This window comes from Streptomyces sp. Xyl84, from assembly GCF_059731885.1.
The window spans coordinates 1-18,344 of sequence record NZ_AP029184.1; the positions used below are offsets into that span (position 1 = coordinate 1).

Genomic DNA, 18,344 nt, shown 5'->3' on the forward strand with positions numbered 1-18,344 from the left:
GGCGGAACGACGCGCCGCCGCTACGCGGCGGATGGATCGCAGCGCTCCGCGCTGCTGGCCGGCGACTCCGTCGCCGGTGTGGCCAACTCCGTTGGCCCACGGCTCGAATTGCTCCGCAATTCGGCCTGCAGAAATTCGCTCCGCGAATTTCTGGGGCTGGCTACGGGACAGGACGGGGTCTGTCCGGGCAGGGATTCAATCTGAACGAATGTTCTGGCTCTTTGGTTCCTGGCCAACCTGATTGGTCATCAACTTCCTTGTAAATCGAGAGAGTTGAGAGGATCTCTGCGCGAGTTCTACCTCAAGGTACTTCTTTTCCTGGTCCCCTACTCGGCCCCAATTGATAGTGCGAAAAGCAGGTCTGGATGAAGCATCGGTCTCTGCGGAGTCGAGAGGGGGTCCAGCAGACGCCGCCCCGTGAGATCAGCCAGGAGGTCCTCGCTGACCGAAGCAAGTGGACGGCGGGGGTCGAGGTGATGCTGCAGGGTCTCCACAACGGGGACCGCCTGGTCGTGCGGCAGGGCGATGTCGGTCGGCGGACCGATCGCGGTGAGCAGATCGGCACGTTGGTGCGTGCTCAACAGGCTTGGCCGAGGGACGAGTTGAAGGTTCCCTTCGATGGGTGGGCGATGTTGGTCGGTCGATGCGGGCGGCGGGGTGGCATCGGCCCTCGGACGGGTGCAGCGGGCGCGGTGGTGCCAGTCGGGCCGGGCTGAAGGGGGCCGAGGGCGGGGACGTTCACCGCGGCATCATGGGCCAGATCTGTGAGCCGGGGACCGAAGGAGCTACTGAACAGCAGGAAGTGATCTTGTGCCTGCTCTGAGCGGCGGAAGCAGAGAGCGGTGCGCAGTGCGGGGCGGGCGCGGGGTGGGACGGCGTAGATCACGGCGTGGTGGTGGAGTGGGCGAACCGTGTTCGGGGTGCCAGACGTCGGGGACTGCTAGGCGTGTGCAGCGCTCGTCGAGGGCGGCGACGGGGGTGTTGTACAGGGCATCGGGGTGGGTTCCTGTGGTCAACAGAGCTGTCAGTGCGGCTAGTTGGGGTGGGCGAGGGATGCCCGGCTGATGCGGTGGGCCATATATGGAGTGAACGGGCGTGTGGTGATGCCCGGCCCCGTGGCCGTGTCGAGGCTGTCGGGCACGTCCAGGAGGAGACCGGCGCGTAGGAAACCGGCCTGGGCACCGCGCAGCCGGGTCAGGGTGTGGCGCGGGCTGGGGCTGCTGGTCGTCAGCCGGGACAGGAAGAACTCCAGGTCCGGCTGGGCGGGCAGACCGGATGGCGGGCGAGGTAGGTCCTGGCCGCGTACAGGCCGGCCCGGTACTGGGCATCGGCCCGGGCGAAGTCCGCGGTGGGCAGGCAGCGGCGCAGTTCGGCGCGGAAGTGGTGACCGGGAGGCGCGGCAGGTCGGGCAGGGGCGTGGTGCGGTCGGGGGCGGGCTGGGGGCGGTGTGGGGCGGGCGGGCCGAGGAGATCGAGGGCTTGGCAGCTGTCGGTGATCTGCTGCAGGTCGTGGTCGAGGTGGTGGCGGGCGAGCCGGGTGCGCAGCCGGGCGGCGACGGTACGGGTGGGCGGCTGGCGATCAGGATCAGGTGGATGCCGGTGTCCTGGCGTAGCTGGGCGATGTGGCGGGTGCGGGCCTCGGCGAGGTGGTGGGCGCGCAGGATGACGAGGTGGCGGATGCCCAGGACAGTGATCCAGCAGGCGCGGCCCGCCAGGCGGGTGCGGCGGTAATGGGCTCGGATGCGGTGGACTGGTAGTCGGTACGGCCCAGGGCGCGCAGGATGTCCCGCGGCAGGTAGGCGGTACGGGGCGTGTGCGGGGTGAGGTCGACCGTGACACGGCCGGCCTGGGGGTCGGAGCTGGCCCGGGCCGCCTGGAGCACGCGGGTGTCGTCGTCCACGTCGATGATCAGCGTGACGGGTGGCGGCGTCGGAGGTGTCGAGGGTGTCATCGAGGTCTTCGTGCGGCGGGAGACAGCTGTCGAGCGTCGTCTCCAGCAGGGCGCTTGCCGGGGCGAGGCGTGGCGTTCGAGGCGCAGGTGTGTGGTGGGTGATCTGGGCCCAGCGGCGGAAGTTGCCGTGCCCGTGACGGGCGTCGAGGCGGTCGAGGACGTCCTTGTCGCGTCGCGCCATCGCGGGTGGAGCTGCGGGATGGCGCGACGTACCTCGCCGGGGGTGAGCGGGTGGATCTGCAGCCAGCGGGTGGTGCGTGTGGCCAGCAGAGGCTGGCGGCGCAGCATGCGGAAGCCTTGGTGCTGGTAGCGAGGATGAGGGTGAGCTGGGTGGTGGGGTCGTCGAAGAGGTAGCAGAGGTACTCGACGCAGCCGGTGGTCAGGCGGCTGGCCTCGTCCACCACCAGCAGGTGCGGGTGCGCGGCGAGCTGGGTGCGCAAGGCGGTGTCCAGGACGCCTGGGTCCCGCGTCGGCGGGATGGGGAGACCGGCAGCGAGCAGCAGTTCGGCGCGCAGGACGGTTGGGGTCGGAGCAGGGCGTGGGCTGAGATGACAGATGCGTACGTCGCCGGGCAGTTCGGGGCGGGAAGGAGCGCAGTCTGCAGGGCGTGGGTCTTGCCGCAGCCTGCGTCGCCGTAGAGGCACATGGCGGCCTGTTCTGCCATGGTCTGCTCCACAGCGCGGGCGACCTCGTCGAGGGCGGGCACCGGGACGGTCCGGGCACCGGGGAGCGACAGGAAATGCTGCGGGCCGAGGTCTGGCGAGGCGGACCTGTGCGTGCTGCTGGCGGTGGGGGTCATGCCTCCCCCAGGCGGGCGAAGGCCCAGCGCAGCACCTCTTGGTCGACGCGTTGCCTGCCCAGGCGCTTGAGGCCGAGGCGTACCTGGGCGGTCAGCCAGGCCCAGTCGCGGAAGCTGCCGTGGGTGGCGTGCGTGTTGGCGAAGAGGATGTCGTCGGGTTCCGCGTTCTCCCACACCGGGTGGAACAGCGGGATGACCTCAAGGACTTCCTCGGGGGTGAGGCGGGAGAACTTCTGCCAGATGAAGATCCGCGAGGCGAGCATCGGCTCCTTGCGCAGCACGGTGTAGCAGCCCTGGCCGCCGACGAAGACGATGGCCAGCTGGGTGGCGTAGTCGTCCCACAGGTAGCGGAAGTACTCGAAGGCCTCGGAGTTGAGCCACTGGGCCTCGTCCACGATCAGTGTGCGCGGGCGGGCCGCGAGTGCGTCCTTGAGGAGGTGGTCGAACTCCGACGGGTGCGCGGGCGGGGTGCCGGCTAGGTCGAGCGCGGCGAAGATCTCGTGGCGCACCGCGCGGGCGGTAGGGCGGGAGCGGAACGCGATCCGGCGCACTTCCTCGTCGGGTTCGAGCTCGCGCAGGCAGGTGTTGACCGAGAGGGTCTTGCCGAAGCCCGCGCCGCCGTAGACGCACATCATCGCCCTCGCCTCGATGGTATCGGCGAGGTTCTCCCGTGCTCTGAGCAGGCGCGGGTGGCCACGATGTGCGCGCCGGGCAGCTTCAGGTACTGGTCGCCCTCGGCCGGGGGCAGGGTGGTGGTCACTGGTGTTCCTCCTTACGTTGGGTCGGGCCCGTTGGTGGGGCGTGGCGCAGCGGGGGTGCGCCAGTGGCTCGGCGCCGTGGGGGGTGGGATCAGGTCGGGCAGGGCGAGTTGCGCCGCATCGGTCAGGTGGGCTGTGGTCAGGGCTGGTCGGCCTCGGCCGAGGTGAGGGCGCCAGGCGTTTGGGCTGTTCGGCCCGGGTCACCGCCGCGTACTTCGGGCGGGTACGCCGCGAGGCCTGGGCCAGCGCGCGAGCCAGACGCCGCTTCTCGGCGTCCCTTGCTGCGGCGCAGCGCCCGGCGCTGCTCGTCGGTGGCCGCATCGGCCAGGTGGGCCGTGCCCAGGTGTTTGCCCGTAGTGGCGTCGAAGACCTCGATCTCGTGGTCGTGGTGCGGCAGGCAGCGCACCCGGACCTTCGTGCCCGCGTCCGCGCCGCCGGCCATCCACTCCCCACGTAGTATCGGTTGTTCCACCGCACACCGCTGGTGGTCAGCGTGCGGATACGGCCGTCGTCTTTCGAGGGTGAACGCCCACAGCAGGGAGCGATCGACGTCGTGGATCGGGGTGGGGTCCTGCTGCCACGCCTCAAGCGGCGTACGGCCGCCAGCGCCTGGGAGGAGTGTTCGGTGTTCCACCAGGCGATCCACTCCAGCAGCTGCTCGACGAACACGGAGAACTCCATCAACTCGCCCACCGGCACACGGCGCCCCGCGTGGTGTCCGGGCGTACCGAGGCGGTCGGGGCGTGGGTGTAGCCGGGCAGGGCGGCGAAGAACATGCGCTGGGCGCAGCGGTTCAGGTTCTCCACCGTGCCCTTCAGCTCCGGCCGGTAGGCGGGCAGATCCTGGATCGGCACAGCGAACGCGCCAGGGCCTGGGCGACGGTGTGGGAGAGGAAATCGGAACCGCGGTCGATGCGTACCAGGGCGGGCAGGCCCCCGATGGGGCCGAACGCGGTGTTCTCGTCGTTCTTGTCGCGTTGCAGGGCCATGCGCAGTGCGGCCAGGATCGCGTCCCTGGAGGGCTGTTGCGGAGTAATGGCCGCCCCCGTGATCGCCTTGGTGGCGCAGTCGATGAACCACGTCACCCACGGGAACACTCGCTGGCCGTCGAGGAGCACGGCGACGGGGATGTGTTTGTGATCGGCTTCCCAGCAGGCGTTCCGCCACTGCTTCGGGCGGCGCAGATGAACGTCATGCTGTCGCCTCGCGCGTTCTCCCCCGGCCAGGGCGGCGCGCTGGCCGGCGTTCAGGTCGAGGCGGATCGCACGGTGCAACGTCGCCAACGACGGCAGCTCGCTGGTTGCCCGGCCCTCGGTGATGGCTTGGGCATGCTCGGCCACCAGGTCCCGGTGCACCGCGGCCGCGTTCCCGCACCACGCGGCAAGACGGGCATGCAGCTCAGGCGTGACCGTGAAACGAGACCGCTTAGCCGGTCCCGTGCGTCCCTCGACGCGGGCGGCCTCAAGCCACCGCCACACCGTCCTCAGCGACACCCCCACCGACGACGCGACCAGCCGAGCGTGCTCGGTCGACAGCGAACCAGTCTTATCCAACGCCAACAACCTGGAGACGGCCTGCTCCCGGCCCAACAACCGCGACACCGGTGGGCGTCCTCCCGGCTACGGCTGGACCACCCAGGCCATGTGTCTGGTGGCTTCGATGCCCCGTGCTCGTTCATACCGGGCACTGTCACGGCTGGCTCGCCCTCAACACCATTGAAAACACCGGTAGTTCACGCCATCAGGGGGCACATAAAAGATCTTGAAGCGTGCAGGATCACCGAGCGCTACACTCCCCCGGCCCCGCTCAGCGAGCTGCAGCCCGACGACACCGGACAACCAGTGAAACTGCAGCAAGCCGTCACCGGTACGACGTCACCTCATCGACACCACTCACAGCCCGTCACCCCAGGCCAGACAGAGCACGCCCCCAAAAAGCGGCACCAGTGACATCACCTGCAGCCCCAGTGACACCCACACACACATTCACAGCCCCGGGCCCGAACTCGCTCCGCGATTCGGGCCAGAACGGGATTCGCTCCGCGAATCCCTCGGGCTGGCTGCATAGGGGCGAGGCAGTTTTCTATCTCCTTCTTGCACTCCTGAAGGGACGTCAGTAGCAGCGCGCTCCAGCCTGTTATCGCTCCCCCGGATCCGGGCTCGCTGGAATAGGTCCTCACTTTAAGGATCGTGAAGGCTGTAGCACAAGGGCTAAGGAAGCAAAAAACTATGGAACTTCCGAGAGATCGTCTCCCTCCTCCGTGGGCACGAGGCGTCTCGGGGAGATAGAGGCCGGCTCGTTCCATCAGGCCAGACCAGCCCAGTTCAGCCTCCAGGACCGAGGAGAGGGAGCGTCGCCCAGGTGAACCCAGGTGGCCGCCCTGGGTGCTGAGGCTCCCCAATCAATGCCAGGTGGTCTGGCCTTTGTCTGCGAACGGTGCGTCAATTTAGCTTTATGGAATTTCCTTTGATGCTGACGGGACGCGCTTCCTGTAGTCACGGTATTTGGGGTGTTTGGCTGCTTGTGGCATGTCGCCTTGCAGCTCCTGTCACGCTGGACGGCCGTCGGTGTCGGTGTGATGGGTGCGGCCAGCATGCGGTCCATGCGGTCTTGGTAGCGGTGGAGGTCTTCGGCCCAGTCAGGGACGAGGAGGTACTGCATCGTGCTCAGGGCGATCGCGGCCTCCCCCAGCCGACTGGTGGGGGCGAAGCCTCCGACACGCACCCACTGGTCCCACATCACGTCGTCCATCAGCACGGTCAGTATCTCGGCGTCGGCGCGTTCCAGGAGCAGCTTCATCAGGGTGGAGGAGGCCTTGGTGCATGCGCGGACCGCCTCGCACAGCAGGCGTGCGTCTACCCGTTCAAGGGCGCGGACCAGCCCGGGCAGTCCGTGTGCCAGCGGGGAGAGGCAGCGTAGGTCGGTTCCGGCTTGGTCGGCGGCGAGGTGGGCGGCGGTGATCCGGTCGAGGTGCTCGGGCGGGTCGGCCCATACGCTGCGCCAGGCATCGGTGAGTTCTTCGGGGCTGACGTCGGCCATGCCGCCGGTCAGCAACCGGGCACCGACGCGGATCAGCGTGGTGTCAAAGGGGTTGGGTACCGTGCGGGGTTCGGGCAGGGCGATGCCCGCGGTGGCGGCGTGGGGCGCGCAGGAGGCCGTCCAGGTCCCTTCCGATGGCGCGCCGCCCCTGCAGCATCCGGGTAGCGAGGTCCTGGCGGATTTCGAAGGCGGTGTCGCTGTCGCCCTGCGGGACCTGGAACAGGGCGATGCCCGCCTGACGCAGGGGCAGTTGGATGGTCCGGATCAGGGCCTGGCGCAGCAGTGCGGCGGTCTGTTCAGTGTCGTCGATCGCCCAGAACGTCCAGCCGACCCAGCTGATGCTGCGGCCTGGCCTGGAGAGAGCGGCGAGCCACGCAGCCCGGTGGACGATGTCGGGGCGCAGCGCGCCAGTTGCGGGGTCGGTCCACTGGCTGGTCGGAAGTAGCCAGCATCTGGCGCGCCAGCGTTCGAACTGGTGGGGGGTGGCAGTCAGTCCGCAGCGGCCGACTTCGGCGGCCAGGGCGAGTTCCACGGCGGTGGGCGGAGTGCGGGTCACAGCCGGCTCCCGCCGTCCGGGCCGGCGACGGCGTAGACGGCGGTCGCCGTGGTGAGAGCGCTGGCCCACTGCTGGCTCCGGGCGGCCAGCAGGGCTGTGGCGGTCATGAGCAGCCACAGTAGGGCCCGGTGGGTGGGCCTCCGGCCCGGGCCGCCGCATTCTGTTCACGGTCCAACTCCCTTCCTGCCGGTCCCGGGGCGGGAGCGGCAGTTCTATCTGGTCATACCGGTCGGGCGGGGACGGGAAGAACCTCGCGGGGCACGCCGGTGCCGGGGTTCGCCGCGCTGTGGGACAGATCCGCGCGCTGGATGAACTTGGGTCGCGCAGCGGGGCTAACCGACAACATCACGGTGGTGCCGGGACTTCGGGGTGTGGGACACGGGCGGGCGGAGGCAGAACAAGGTGGATCCTGCCAGGGCGTTCGCCGGGATCGCGCTGGGCTTGCCGTGTCTGATGAACCGGCCCCCGGACAATTGGTCTAGACCCTGACTTGAGTTGGAGACGGCGTTGCTGAACTGACCGGACGGTCCTGGTGGTTGTGATCGGTGCTTTCGAAATCCGTTTGGTCCAAGCGGAGATGGGCGTAGTATCGGATGCTGCCGGCGCGGCTTGCTGTCGTCGGCTGCGCACCGCTCTGGCTACATGGAACTGCATGCCGCAGGGTTCGAACTGAGGCATGAAGAGCGGCTGGCACCCGTCGTCGACGGGAGTTCGGTCCCCTGGGGATCCGACTGACCAGCAGCTCGCCTAGGACCGTGGAACGCCGGTCGGCACGGGACATCGCGGAGACATGAGCCGCTGGTGGAGCGTGACGGCGCTCGCCGCCCCCTGTGGACGGCGCGCAGTGGAGGCAGTGGCTCACGCTCTGCCCGCGGGTATTTCCTGCTGCGCGCGATGCCCAGGAGGGCAAGATCGTGACTTCTTCGTTCGACGATTTCGACGGCCTGGACGGGCAGGAGCCCGACGAGGACCTGCCTCCCCTGCTGCGCCGCCCCGAGCTGGTCGCGGACCCGCTGCCGGTGACCAAGCTCCGCAGCACCCGCAAGGAGCTGCTCGCGAACCCCGAGGCCTCGCTGGACGAGGCCGCGGCGAACGCCGTCACCTCGGGTGCGGTGGACCCGGAGCGGCTGCAGGCCCTCGTGGCCCATGAGCCGATCAACCTGCTGACGGCCAAGCCGGTCGTCGGCGGGATGCTGTACGTGACGGCACCGCACTACCGCTACCTCGACCTCGACGTCCTGCCGGACTTCATCAACCAGCGGTGGGCGGACCAGTTGCACACGGCCATGGACGTGGCGCCGTCCACGTCGGTGGTGCCGACGTACGAGACCGTGGCCGACCCGAAGACCGGCAAGCCGCTCGCGGTCTTCACGGTCCGCATGCCGGACCGCAAGGCGCTGGCCAAGGCTGTCGGCGAGAGCATGCGGAAGACGTACGGGGCCCAGAAGGGCGACAACGTCTACACGTCGAGTGTGCTGCAGCAGGGAGTGAAGGAGCCGCTGACGCTGTTCGTCATGCGGGTGGTGTTCGATGACGGCACCGGGGACACCTTCCTGGTCGCGGGCGACGGCAACAGCCGGCTAGTGAGCATGTGGCTGGCGCGCACCGGCGGCGACATCGAGAAGGCGATCTCGGCCTGCACCGCCTCCGTCATCGGCTCCACCGAGCGGTCCGGCGGGCGCAGCCGCGCGGAGCAGGCGGCCGCGCGGCGGCGGGTGAAGGATCTGACGGAGCGGACCCGTAAGAACCTGGCGGTGCCCACGCTGACCGAGGCGACGCGCCGCGATGGCCATACGCTGGTTTTCCCCGCCACCGTCGTGGTCGGCGCGCAGGCGGACGGGGGTGGGCCGCTGGCGGATCTGGTGGCGGCGCGGGACGACCTGCTGGCCACCCTGCACGTCCGCGTCACCGCCTGGACGCTGGGGGCGCAGAACACGCAGGGCATGCAGCGGGTCTACCGGCACGCCCTGCGCGAGGGCCTGGTCACCCCGGACGTGCACCGGGTGCTGTCGGGGACGGTGGGTACGCCGGCTATGCATGAGCTGCTCGGGGTGCCGGCGCACCGGCTGTGGTCGGCTGCCGTCCACCAGCACGCGGTGCTCGCCGGACCGCACGCGGACGCCATGAACCTGCTGATCAAGCAGGAGTTCGGGATGCGCAAGGCCTTCCGTCAGCAGATCAGCGAGCGGCTGGCGCCTATGGCGCTGTCGGCCTACCGCAGCAAGGAGGGCATCGAGCAGTCGCTGCGGGCCTTCGGCAACGGCGGCACGATCACCGACCGGGTGTGGAAGCAGCCGTGGGAGCTGACCAAGGGCGACGACGCCTTCGAGGTGCTCGACGACGTCCTCAAGCGTGCCCTGGTCGGCGAGGAGGACGCCGTCGCGGAGCTGACCGTGCTCGGCGGGACCGCCGCGATCCTCGACGGGTACATCACGCGGGACCGCGGCTCGAAGGAGGGCACCGACCGCGACAGCCGCACGGCGCCCTTCCGGGCGACGCCGGTCAAGCTCCTGACGCTGCTGTCGAAGACCTCCGGCGGACTGAAGATGCTGCACTCCATCGCCGTCGCCCACGTCGCCGCCGACCCGACCGTGCTGCCGAAGCTGTTCCACACCCAGGACCGCAAGGTCGAGGGCGTGGTGGTCCACGACGGCGAGCCCATGCGGGACAAGTCCGGTGTGCAGGAGATCCTCGACTACGAGTGGGACCTCGTCCACGCCGCCGACCCGGTCAAGGCTCTGGAGACCATCGCCACGAACCGCGTCAAGGCCAAGGCCAAGACGAACGTCACGTCGGAGGCGCCGGAGGCCGAGGACGCGCGGCAGCGCCGGCTCCTTGAGCAGGGCATCACTGGCGCGGCCAAGGCCGGGCGGGCCCTGGCCCGTATGAGCCAGAAGCGCGGCAACCAGGTCTTCGGTGCCTTCGAGGCCGTCGCGGCGCTGCGGGTGCAGCTGGGCCAGCTCGACGGGATCCTCTCGAAGTTCGGGCCGGCCGATCCCTCGATCTTCGTGGTCGACGAGGACATCGACGGGGACGAGGAGGACGCCGAGTGAGCACGGCTCTGACTGTGCCGGCGGCGATCGGCCAGGCGCTGCGGCCGGTCCTGCGGCTGCTGAGCCCGGTGCTCGACCTCCCCGCGGACGCAGAGGGCCGCACGGGCTCGCCGGTGGTGGTGTGCCGGGCCAGCCCGCCTGTGGTGCGCCGCCGGGTGGCGGCGAACTGCGCGGTGTATGTCGCGTGGGACAACCGCCGTGGGTGCCGGTACGTGGGCAGTGTGTGCCGCCAGGGCCCGGGCGCGGTCGGCGACCGGCTGGCCGAGCACTACGCCCACCGCACGGCCGGGGCGTCCCGGCGGACCTCCTGGTGCCTGCTGACCGTGCTCCCGCTGTCGGACGGGACCGGCCTGGAGGCGGTCCGCGTCGCCGAGGGGTGGACGGCCCGACTGCTGAACCCGGCGGACGGCTCGGCCCACCCGGGGGTGGATCTCACGCAGACGCCCGCGACGCTGATCTCCGTGCCCGTCCGGGCACGGTAGGAGACAGCCGCTGTCCTGCGGTGGCCGGCTTGGAGGGCCAGGCGCCGTCAGTGAAGGGATGCCTCCCGGCCCGCTGCTTCCAGGCGGCCCGGGAGGCATCCCGAACGGCCTACGCGGCCGCGCTCGCCTCCAGCCCGGACCGCTGGCGGACGAGCAGGCCGTCCGTGAGCAGCTCGCGCACCACAAGCTCACCGGCGACCGGTTCTCACCGCCTACGCCGAACCCGTGTCCCCCTCCTGACACCGTCCCCCGGCCGCGGAGGGCCCCGGCCCGCCTTGTCTTCTGGCGGGCCCGTCCCGGTCGGCGGCGACAGGTGTGGCCGCTCTTTCGACGTCCCGGTGGACAGCCGGCCGGCGGCTGCCGACGCGGTGGCGCCCTTGGCCAAAAGGGGCGTCTGGATGGTGAGTTCGACGCGCTGGGCAGGGTGTGGTGTCAGTGGGGGTTCGTAGGGTGGGCCTGTGGTGAGAGTTCCGTGGGAGAGGCTGGCCGAGAACGCCCGGCTGTCGGAGTCCTTGGTGACCTTGCTGGTGATGCGGCTACGGGAGCAGGCGCAGCCGGTCGACGGGACGGGCGGTGACGGCGGCCGGGATTTGTTCGAGTACACCGACGACGACAAGTTGGTCGTGTACGAGGCAAAGTCGTTTACCGGCCGCATGACGCCCGGCCGCCGCCAGCAGGTACGGAAGTCTCTGGTGTCGGCGGCCCGTCACCAGCCGGATCACTGGGATCTGCTCGTACCGATCGATCCGAACCCTGCCGAGCAGGCCTGGTTCGACGGCCTGCGCGGCGAGTTCGAATTCGTGCGGCACTGGCGGGGACGCAGCTGGCTGGACGAGAAGTGCGCGGCTCATCCCGATCTGGTGCGCTACGCGTTGCAGGAATCGGCCGACTACATCCTGGAGCGGATCGCCCAGGCGCGTGCCGAGCGCGACGTGCTGCACGGCGGGATCAGCGACTACCTCGAGCGGGCCCGCGCCCTGCACGGGAGAGTCCAGGAAATCTCCCCGCACTACGCGGTGCACACCTTTCTGGATGCCGACGGCCGCACGGTCGTGCACCTGTCGCCCCGCGGGCCCGACCCGGACGGGCAGGGCGCGATCCGGCTCACCGGCCCGGTCCGTTTCGCCGAGGACGACCCGCAGGAGGCCCGCCGAAGGCAGCGGTTCGAGGAGGTCATGCGCTTCGGCGGAGAGGTGGAGCTGAGCGCGGACAATCTCGCCGAGTCCACGCTGTCGGGTCCCGCAGAGCTGGGGCTGGAGCGCGTCACGGTGGGTGGTGTGCGCATCTCCTCGGCCCGGCAGGAGGTGACACCGCCGCTGCAGGGGCAGGTCGCGGTCCAACTACCCTCGGGTGTTCCGCTCGCTTCCCTGCCCGTGCGCTTCACACAGCGGGTGAGCGGCTCGGACGGCGGCATCCTGTACGGCAGCGACATGACCGGGGTGATGCGCGTGCGGCTGCGCTACAGCCATCGCGACCGCTCCGCCCAGCTGAAGTTCACCTTCCAGCCGCCTGAGGCGGCGATGCCGCAGACGCTGGTGCCCGCGCTCAGACTGCTCAGCCAGGCCACGGCCGGTCATGTCATGGAGCTCGCCTTCGCCGGCGAGCCGGCAGACCGGGTGCGGGCACCGGTCAGCACCGGGATGACGCCTGCGGGCTGGGATGCGGGCGAAGCCCGACTGTGGGCCGACGCCTTCGACGACCTGAGCCAGCTGCAGAGCAGGACGGGCCGCTTCTTCCCGGTCCCCGACAACTTCACCCGACACGATGCGCGCGAGGTCAAAGACATTCTCGCCCTTCTCGACGGTGAGAAAACTGTGCTGCGGGGCAGCACCGTGTCCGTGGGAGTCGACAGCATCGACGCCCTCGACGAACTGGGCGACATCCGCGCCGGGATGTTCCGCGTCACCGCCGACTACCAGGGCATGCTCTTCACCCTCGGCGAGCAGCAGATCGACCTCGGGCCCTGCACCGAGATCTACACGATGGACAAGATCCTCAACATGAAGGAGGCGCGGCGGGACCTCGCCGTGCACGGGCACGCGACCGTGACGATGCGCGTCGCCAAGCGCTTCCCGCCCGTGCGCTATCTCGGGCCCCTGCGCGACAGCGGCGCCGAAGGCTGACAGGCGAGACCGCCGCGCCGGCCCACGGGTACGAACGGGGAGTGGTCGTGGCGGCCCGGCACTCGTACGGGACGCGGCCATGGCGGGCAAGCCCTCCCACCGCTTCCAGGCGAACGGTGGCGCGGGAGGCAGATGAGAAGACCGCGGGAGACGGACTCTGGCGGCCGCGTTGTCGGCGGCCGACGTTGTCCTGGAGGATCACGACAGGGGTGGACATGGAGCTGACGGCGTTCTTCAGCAGCGGCGACGGGTGGGCGCAGCCCTGGGTGCTCGACATCGAACTGGTCGAATCCTTGCGGTTCGGTCCGCCGGCCGGGCACACCGACCTAGACGTAGCGATCGCGCTGACCCAGCTGCTGCACCACGACTTCGTCTCGCACGGCACCGACGGCCAGGGCTGGCATCTGAACGACGAGAACGTGCCCCTGATCATCAAGGCGCACCGCGCCGTCCTGGAGCGCCTGGCCCTCGAGCCGCCCGCCTGGCCGTTCCGTACCTTCGACGGACCGCGCGGGTTCGGCACCTACTGGCGCGCCAACGATATGAGCGGCAGCGGCGGTTGGAAGGCCCGCCGGGACTGCATCGAGCAGATCCTCGGCCCCACGCGGGACGCACTGGAGAACCTGCAGGAGCTGGAGTACGAAGCCCAGTTCACCAGGGGGCCGTCGGGCAGCTTCAAGAACCTGATCTTCGCAGCCGACGGGGTGAAGCCGGAGATCGTGCTGCGGGACGCGGTGAACAACGAGGTCGAGATCGTCCGTCACGCCGACACGTGCCTGGTGTTCACCGACCCCCTGCCCCCTCACGGGCTCACCTGGCGGCAGATGGTCGCCTGGTGGCAGAAAAACCACCAGCCCGGCGCCGACGAGAAGACTGCCGCCGACGGCCTGTACCGGCGTCTGTACCGGTCGCTGGACTCGAAGCCCGAGCAGCTCCTCATGATCACCTACTGTGCCCGGTACGCCGAGGAAGGTGGCCTCGACCTGCCCGCGCTGATCCCCCAGGTCTACCTCCACTACGACCCCTACACGCGCAAGAGCGGCAAGCAGTCAGGCGCGCTGTACCGGCAGCGGATGGACTTCCTGCTCCTGGCCCCGGACCGCTCCCGCATTGTCATCGAGGTCGACGGCGTCCAGCACTACGGCCGGCCCAACGCGCCCGACGAGCAAGGGCGCATCACGCATACCGCGGCGCCGCGGCTGTACGCGGAGATGGTCGCCGAGGACCGTCGGCTGAGGCTCGCCGGATACGAGATCTACCGCTTCGGCGGCTGGGAGCTGAAGGAACCGGGCGGCCGGCAGCTCTTGGAGTCCTTCTTCACCAGCCTCCTCGCACGGCACCAGAAGCCGGCCCTGTGACGCGGGCCCGCCGCGGTGAAGCTGCCCCTTCGGGGGGACGTGTACGGTCGCCAAGGTGAATCCAGATGCAGCATCCGATCCGCGTCGGCTCGGCGTGCCCAAGGAAGTGGTGGACGAGGGCGCGCGTACGCTGCGGCATGCCGCTCAGTCCCTCGACGCCTTCGTCGCGAGCCTCACCGGGGGCACCGTGGTCGAGGGGATGTCGTCCGCCGATGCCGGCTGGGTCAGTTCCTCACATCACCGGCACCGCACGGCACGTTCCCGGTTGTGGGCGTGGGCGGGCTGGAGCACTCAGCTCACCCTCGGGAACATTCTCGATCACGTCCAGGCGATCGAGCGGACTCTGGTGGGCGAGCCCGTGGCCGTATGGTCGCTCGTCTCGCTCTCCCGCGTCGTGCAGGAGGGCGCCATCCGCGTCTGCCACCTCTACGAGCCCGGGCTCAGCCCGGAGCAGCGTGCGGTGCGCATCGCGGCCGCGTGGCTCAACGGGGCCCGGCAGCACCAGGTCGCGGCCAAGGACGTCGGCGTGCAGGCGGTCCCGGAAGCGGAGAAGATCTGGCAGGTGGCCGAGCGGACCGTTACTGACTTCGGCTGGTCAAGGTGACGCGGGTTCGTCGAGGGTCAGGCCGGTGCCGGCTATGAAACCGTCGAGGGTGCCGGGCCGGTACTGAAGGCGCTTGAGCCGGTTGCGGACGAGGGCTTCGAGCCGGTCGAGCGCGACCACGGCGAGGTTGGCCAGGCTGCGCTTGACATGTGCCCATACCCACTCGACGGGGTTGAGGTCGGGCGAATAGGCGGGCAGCAGGAACACCGTCAGCCACTCACGCTCGGCGATGAGCTCGCGCATGGCGTGGGAGACGTGGGTGTTCAGCCGGTCCCAGACCAGCACGATCGGTGCCTTGACGAGTTGGTGGACGCCGTCGACGAGCGCGATGAAGTCCCGCTCGCCCATGCTGCGGCGTGCGCTGCTGCCCGTTCGGTGAGTGCGCAGACGGTGGCACAGCCGGGTGCGCGAGCCCGGCCGTACCGCGATCAGCCCGGCCACCGACAGACGCCCCGAGCGGCGCCCGCTGACGGTCACGACCGGGGTGCTCCCTCGCCGGCCCCAGGTTCGTCCCCGGGGCGGCTTCCGGGTGAACCCTGCTTCGTCCTCGAAGCAGATGTAGCCCCCGCAGGCCGCCCGGGCCCTTTTACCTCCGCCCAGGTCCCCTCCTTCCACGCGGTCACGGCCTGCTCGTCGCGCTCGGCGACCCTGCGTGCGGGGACCTGCGGGCTGAAGCCGAGCCGGTGCATCAGCCTCGTCGCGCCGGAGACGCTGTAGGAGACGTGGAACTTCCTGCCGATCAGCGTGGCCACCCTCGATGCGGTCCACACCTGGTCCTCCACCCAGCCGTGTGCAGCCGGGCCCTCATCGAGGTACGCAGCCAGTTTCTCCAGGCAGCGCGGGGACAGCCGGCAACGGGATCCGCTCGGGCCGCGAGAAGCAAGTGCTTCACGACCGCCATCCCGCCATAACTGGTGCCAGTGGTACGCCGACTTCACGCTCACCCGCAGCCGCCGTGCCACCCCCGGCGGCTTGATCTTCTGCTCGAACAGCTCGGCCGCCTGCATTCGCACCGATTCCCGGCGCCGACGTCCCGCAGCGGTCAGCCCGCCCCCATCCGCATATCTCACACACCACGGAATACAGGCACCGCTCCAGGCCCTTCAGAAACTTCGTCAAGATTCACCCTGATGAGCTGAAGTCAGTAAGCGCGCCGGAATGAGCATCGGCCTGGACAAGCGGGGTCATCCGAGCTCGGCCGTGCTGGGGGCGGTCAAGGCTCCGTTCAAGGTGGACCTCACCAGCATCGCCGCGAAGCGGCCTACGCATCTTCCTGCCTGGTACCGCATATCCTCCGCGGCCTCCCACAGCACCGTGTGGATGGTCGCTCAGGCCTTCGCCTCCGACGAGGACGACCAGCCGGTCATGCGGGCCGACCCGGAGATCGTCACCGCGGCGGTGCTGGCCGTTCTGGGAGCGTTCGAGGACTTGGTGCAGACGCTGGGCGACTACCACGGCAAGGACTCCCACCAAGCGCTGCTGACCGTCCGCCGGCGCACCGTGGCGGTCCTCGACCGTCAGCGGACGTGGCGGCGGCGAGCACAGGACGATGCACGCCTCCTGCTCGGCGACTTGTCACCGAGGCCTCGCAGCGGATCCTGAAGGAGCTGCCGGCAGGTCCGCACCCGCGTACGCAGCCGCTGCCGGAAGCGGTCACACGCCTGATTCTGGGACTGGAATCGGGAGACCCTCACCTGGGCCGCCCTGAAGGCACAACTGGGCCCTGCCCTGACCGACATGACGGACCGAGAGCACCAGCGTCTGATCGCCCTGGTGGATGCGGCGTCGCATCGGGATGAACCGCTGCTCTCCAGTGTCCTTACGGTCGGCGATCCCCAGCTGGCCGAGGCGTACCGGCTGTCCGCGAACCTCTTCGGCGGCTATCTGCCCGCAGACGATCGCGAGGTGTGGTTGCGGATGTCCACCGACCGTTCCAGCGTCGCCGTGTGGACCATTGAGCAGTGGTGGGCCTTCTCCGGAGAGTTGCCCGGCGCGACGCCGCCGCCGGTCTGAGACACGAAGCCCCACGACAGATTCGCCCGGCGCACGGACTGCAGAGGGCGGGGTGGCTCCGGCGGGCCCGGGTAGTTGAGCATCCGGCCGCACCGCAGGCCCGGTGGCGGGGCGCTGACCGACGTGCCAACAGCAGCGGGCAGCCCGGACACAGTGACCAGCCCAGGGTGGGGCGACCACAACCACCGGTCGCCCCACCCTCCCGGAGCCACAGCCACCAGAGAGGGGACCTGCTGGAGACGCTCGGGCTTGAGCCCGCACCGGCCCTGGAAGCGGGACCAGGCCCGCGCGGTCAGCCTCGCCGGCGCGCGGCAGTTCCATGAGCGGGAGGGGCATCTGTGCGCAAGCACGTGGAGGTGCTGCCGGACGGGACCGAGGTGAAGCTCGGCGCTGCGGTCGACAACACCCACCGGCGCGCCGCCGCCCTGAGCGACGAGCAGCGCGCGGCCTGGACCGCCCTCGGCATGCGCGGGTAGGCGGGTAGGCCAGCGAGGGCGGCCCAGTCGTTTGATGACCGCGCCGCCCTCGCTGTGCTAAGAGGTTGTCTCACGTGGTGAGTTTGGCGAGCTTCTTGTAGCAGGTCAGGGCTGCTGCAAGGCCGAGGAAGGCGAGGAAGTGGTCTCCCTTGCGTTCGTAGCGGACAGTGAGGCGGCGGTAGCCGAAGAGCCAGGCGATCGACCTCTCGATCTTCCAGCGGTGGCGGCCGAGGCGTTCGCCGGACTCGATGCCCGGCCGGGCGATGCGCGGCACGATGCCTCGTTTCCGCAGCCAGGCCAGATGCGCGGCGGAGTGGTAGGCCTTGTCCGCCCGGAGCCGGCCTGGTTTTCTGCGGCGCGGTCCGCGCCGGGAGCGGATCGCCGGTATCCCCGTCACCAGCGGCCGCAGGGCGTGGGTGTCATGGACGTTCGCGCCGGAGACGCCGACAGCGAGAGGGATGCCCTGAGCGTCGGACAGCACGTGCAGTTTGCTGCCCTTCTTGCCGCGGTCAACCGGGTTCGGCCCGGTCAGCGGACCCCCCTTTTCGCCCGCACGCTCGCCGCGTCCACGATCGCCGACGTCCAGTCGATCTCGCCCTTCGCGCCGAGTTCGTCCAGCACCGCACGGTGCAGCCGCCTCCATACGCCCGCCTTCGTCCAGGCCGCGAACCGGCGGTGCGCGGTGGCCGGCGAGACTCCGAACTCGCCCGGCAGGTGCTGCCAGGCACAGCCACTGGTCAGCACGTACACCACCGCGGCGAACGCCGCTCGCTCGTCCACCGGCGCCGTACCTCCGCCCTGCGGACGGGGCTTGAACACCGGCAGCAACGGAGCGACAAGCTCCCACCACCCGTCCGGCACCAGCCGGCTCGATAGATCAACCCCCACAGCCCACATCATGCCGCAACCGGCTCACCCCACGTGAGACAACCTCTAAAGCTCTGCTGAATGCTGATCTATGAATTCGGGGGGACCCATTGCGTCGAACCGTTTGTGCCTGCGCTGTGGCCGTCATTGTGCTTACCTCCTGCTCGTCTTCGGCCTCCGCCGAGAAGGCGCGTGCAGACTCGGGGGTGCCCATGTCGAAGGCCTTGAAGTTCACCGGCGCAGTTCGGGGCTCCCTGACGACTGGGT

General features: G+C 69.7%; 15 protein-coding genes and 1 pseudogene. 9 read left to right on the forward strand and 7 right to left on the reverse strand.

Annotation, left to right across the window (positions count from 1 at the left end; all coding sequences use genetic code 11):
- Positions 1 to 204, forward strand: a 204-nt coding sequence (locus AC6I72_RS37965; RefSeq protein WP_498006490.1) for a hypothetical protein, incomplete at its 5' end; no start/stop codon positions are given.
- A gap of 1,380 nt (positions 205 to 1,584) precedes the next feature.
- Here the strand turns inward: AC6I72_RS37965 and AC6I72_RS37970 are convergent.
- The 5 genes and pseudogenes from AC6I72_RS37970 to AC6I72_RS37990 form a co-directional block, all read right to left on the reverse strand.
- Entirely contained in the window at positions 1,585 to 1,950 is a 366-nt protein-coding gene (locus AC6I72_RS37970) for a hypothetical protein (RefSeq protein WP_498006492.1), read from the reverse strand.
- A 795-nt stretch (positions 1,951 to 2,745) separates the two neighbouring features.
- A complete protein-coding gene (locus AC6I72_RS37975; RefSeq protein ID WP_498006494.1) occupies positions 2,746 to 3,384 on the reverse strand; it encodes an AAA family ATPase in 639 nt (212 codons plus the stop codon).
- Between the two features lie 137 nt (positions 3,385 to 3,521).
- Positions 3,522 to 5,095 (reverse strand): annotated as a pseudogene (locus AC6I72_RS37980) (TnsB C-terminal domain-containing protein).
- 715 nt (positions 5,096 to 5,810) lie between these two features.
- A complete protein-coding gene (locus tag AC6I72_RS37985) occupies positions 5,811 to 6,545 on the reverse strand; it encodes a hypothetical protein (protein ID WP_498006495.1) in 735 nt (244 codons plus the stop codon).
- Positions 6,546 to 6,588: 43 nt separating this feature from the next.
- A complete protein-coding gene (locus tag AC6I72_RS37990) occupies positions 6,589 to 7,077 on the reverse strand; it encodes a hypothetical protein (RefSeq protein WP_498006497.1) in 489 nt (162 codons plus the stop codon).
- 938 nt (positions 7,078 to 8,015) lie between these two features.
- Here AC6I72_RS37990 and AC6I72_RS37995 point away from each other — a divergent pair.
- From AC6I72_RS37995 to AC6I72_RS38015, 5 genes are all read left to right on the forward strand, one after another.
- Positions 8,016 to 10,154, forward strand: coding sequence for a hypothetical protein (locus AC6I72_RS37995; protein ID WP_498006499.1), 2,139 nt, complete (start codon positions 8,016 to 8,018; stop codon positions 10,152 to 10,154).
- The gene (locus tag AC6I72_RS38000; RefSeq protein WP_498006500.1) at positions 10,151 to 10,636 is read left to right on the forward strand and encodes a hypothetical protein; all 486 of its coding nucleotides are present in this window, start codon (positions 10,151 to 10,153) and stop codon (positions 10,634 to 10,636) included. Before AC6I72_RS37995 ends, AC6I72_RS38000 begins: the two co-directional genes overlap by 4 nt.
- A 530-nt stretch (positions 10,637 to 11,166) precedes the next feature.
- Entirely contained in the window at positions 11,167 to 12,759 is a 1,593-nt protein-coding gene (locus tag AC6I72_RS38005) for a hypothetical protein (protein ID WP_498006866.1), read from the forward strand.
- Positions 12,760 to 12,974: 215 nt separating this feature from the next.
- On the forward strand, positions 12,975 to 14,117 hold the full coding sequence (locus AC6I72_RS38010; protein WP_498006867.1) for a hypothetical protein: 1,143 nt from the start codon (positions 12,975 to 12,977) through the stop codon (positions 14,115 to 14,117).
- A 55-nt stretch (positions 14,118 to 14,172) separates the two neighbouring features.
- Positions 14,173 to 14,721: a hypothetical protein gene (locus AC6I72_RS38015; protein ID WP_498006502.1), complete on the forward strand. Its 549-nt coding sequence runs from the start codon at positions 14,173 to 14,175 to the stop codon at positions 14,719 to 14,721.
- On the opposite strand, the gene AC6I72_RS38020 is transcribed toward AC6I72_RS38015, so the two are convergent.
- A protein-coding gene (locus tag AC6I72_RS38020) for an IS630 family transposase (protein ID WP_498006504.1) occupies positions 14,713 to 15,791 on the reverse strand; the annotation gives its coding sequence in 2 pieces (ribosomal slippage) (positions 14,713 to 15,290 and positions 15,290 to 15,791; 1,080 coding nt in all). The genes AC6I72_RS38015 and AC6I72_RS38020 overlap by 9 nt on opposite strands.
- A gap of 88 nt (positions 15,792 to 15,879) precedes the next feature.
- Between AC6I72_RS38020 and AC6I72_RS38025 the strand changes: the two genes are divergently transcribed.
- The 3 genes from AC6I72_RS38025 (at position 15,880) to AC6I72_RS38035 (ending at position 17,210) form a co-directional block, all read left to right on the forward strand.
- Complete coding sequence (locus AC6I72_RS38025; protein ID WP_498006505.1) at positions 15,880 to 16,323, forward strand: hypothetical protein; 444 nt, start codon at positions 15,880 to 15,882, stop codon at positions 16,321 to 16,323.
- A gap of 135 nt (positions 16,324 to 16,458) precedes the next feature.
- Positions 16,459 to 16,734 (forward strand): hypothetical protein, encoded by a 276-nt coding sequence (locus AC6I72_RS38030; protein WP_498006507.1) that lies wholly within the window; start codon positions 16,459 to 16,461, stop codon positions 16,732 to 16,734.
- Positions 16,735 to 17,072: 338 nt separating this feature from the next.
- The gene (locus tag AC6I72_RS38035; RefSeq protein WP_498006508.1) at positions 17,073 to 17,210 is read left to right on the forward strand and encodes a hypothetical protein; all 138 of its coding nucleotides are present in this window, start codon (positions 17,073 to 17,075) and stop codon (positions 17,208 to 17,210) included.
- A 70-nt stretch (positions 17,211 to 17,280) separates the two neighbouring features.
- Here the strand turns inward: AC6I72_RS38035 and AC6I72_RS38040 are convergent.
- A protein-coding gene (locus tag AC6I72_RS38040) for an IS5 family transposase (protein ID WP_498006868.1) occupies positions 17,281 to 18,107 on the reverse strand; the annotation gives its coding sequence in 2 pieces (ribosomal slippage) (positions 17,281 to 17,756 and positions 17,756 to 18,107; 828 coding nt in all).
- Between the last annotated feature and the right edge of the window lie 237 nt (positions 18,108 to 18,344).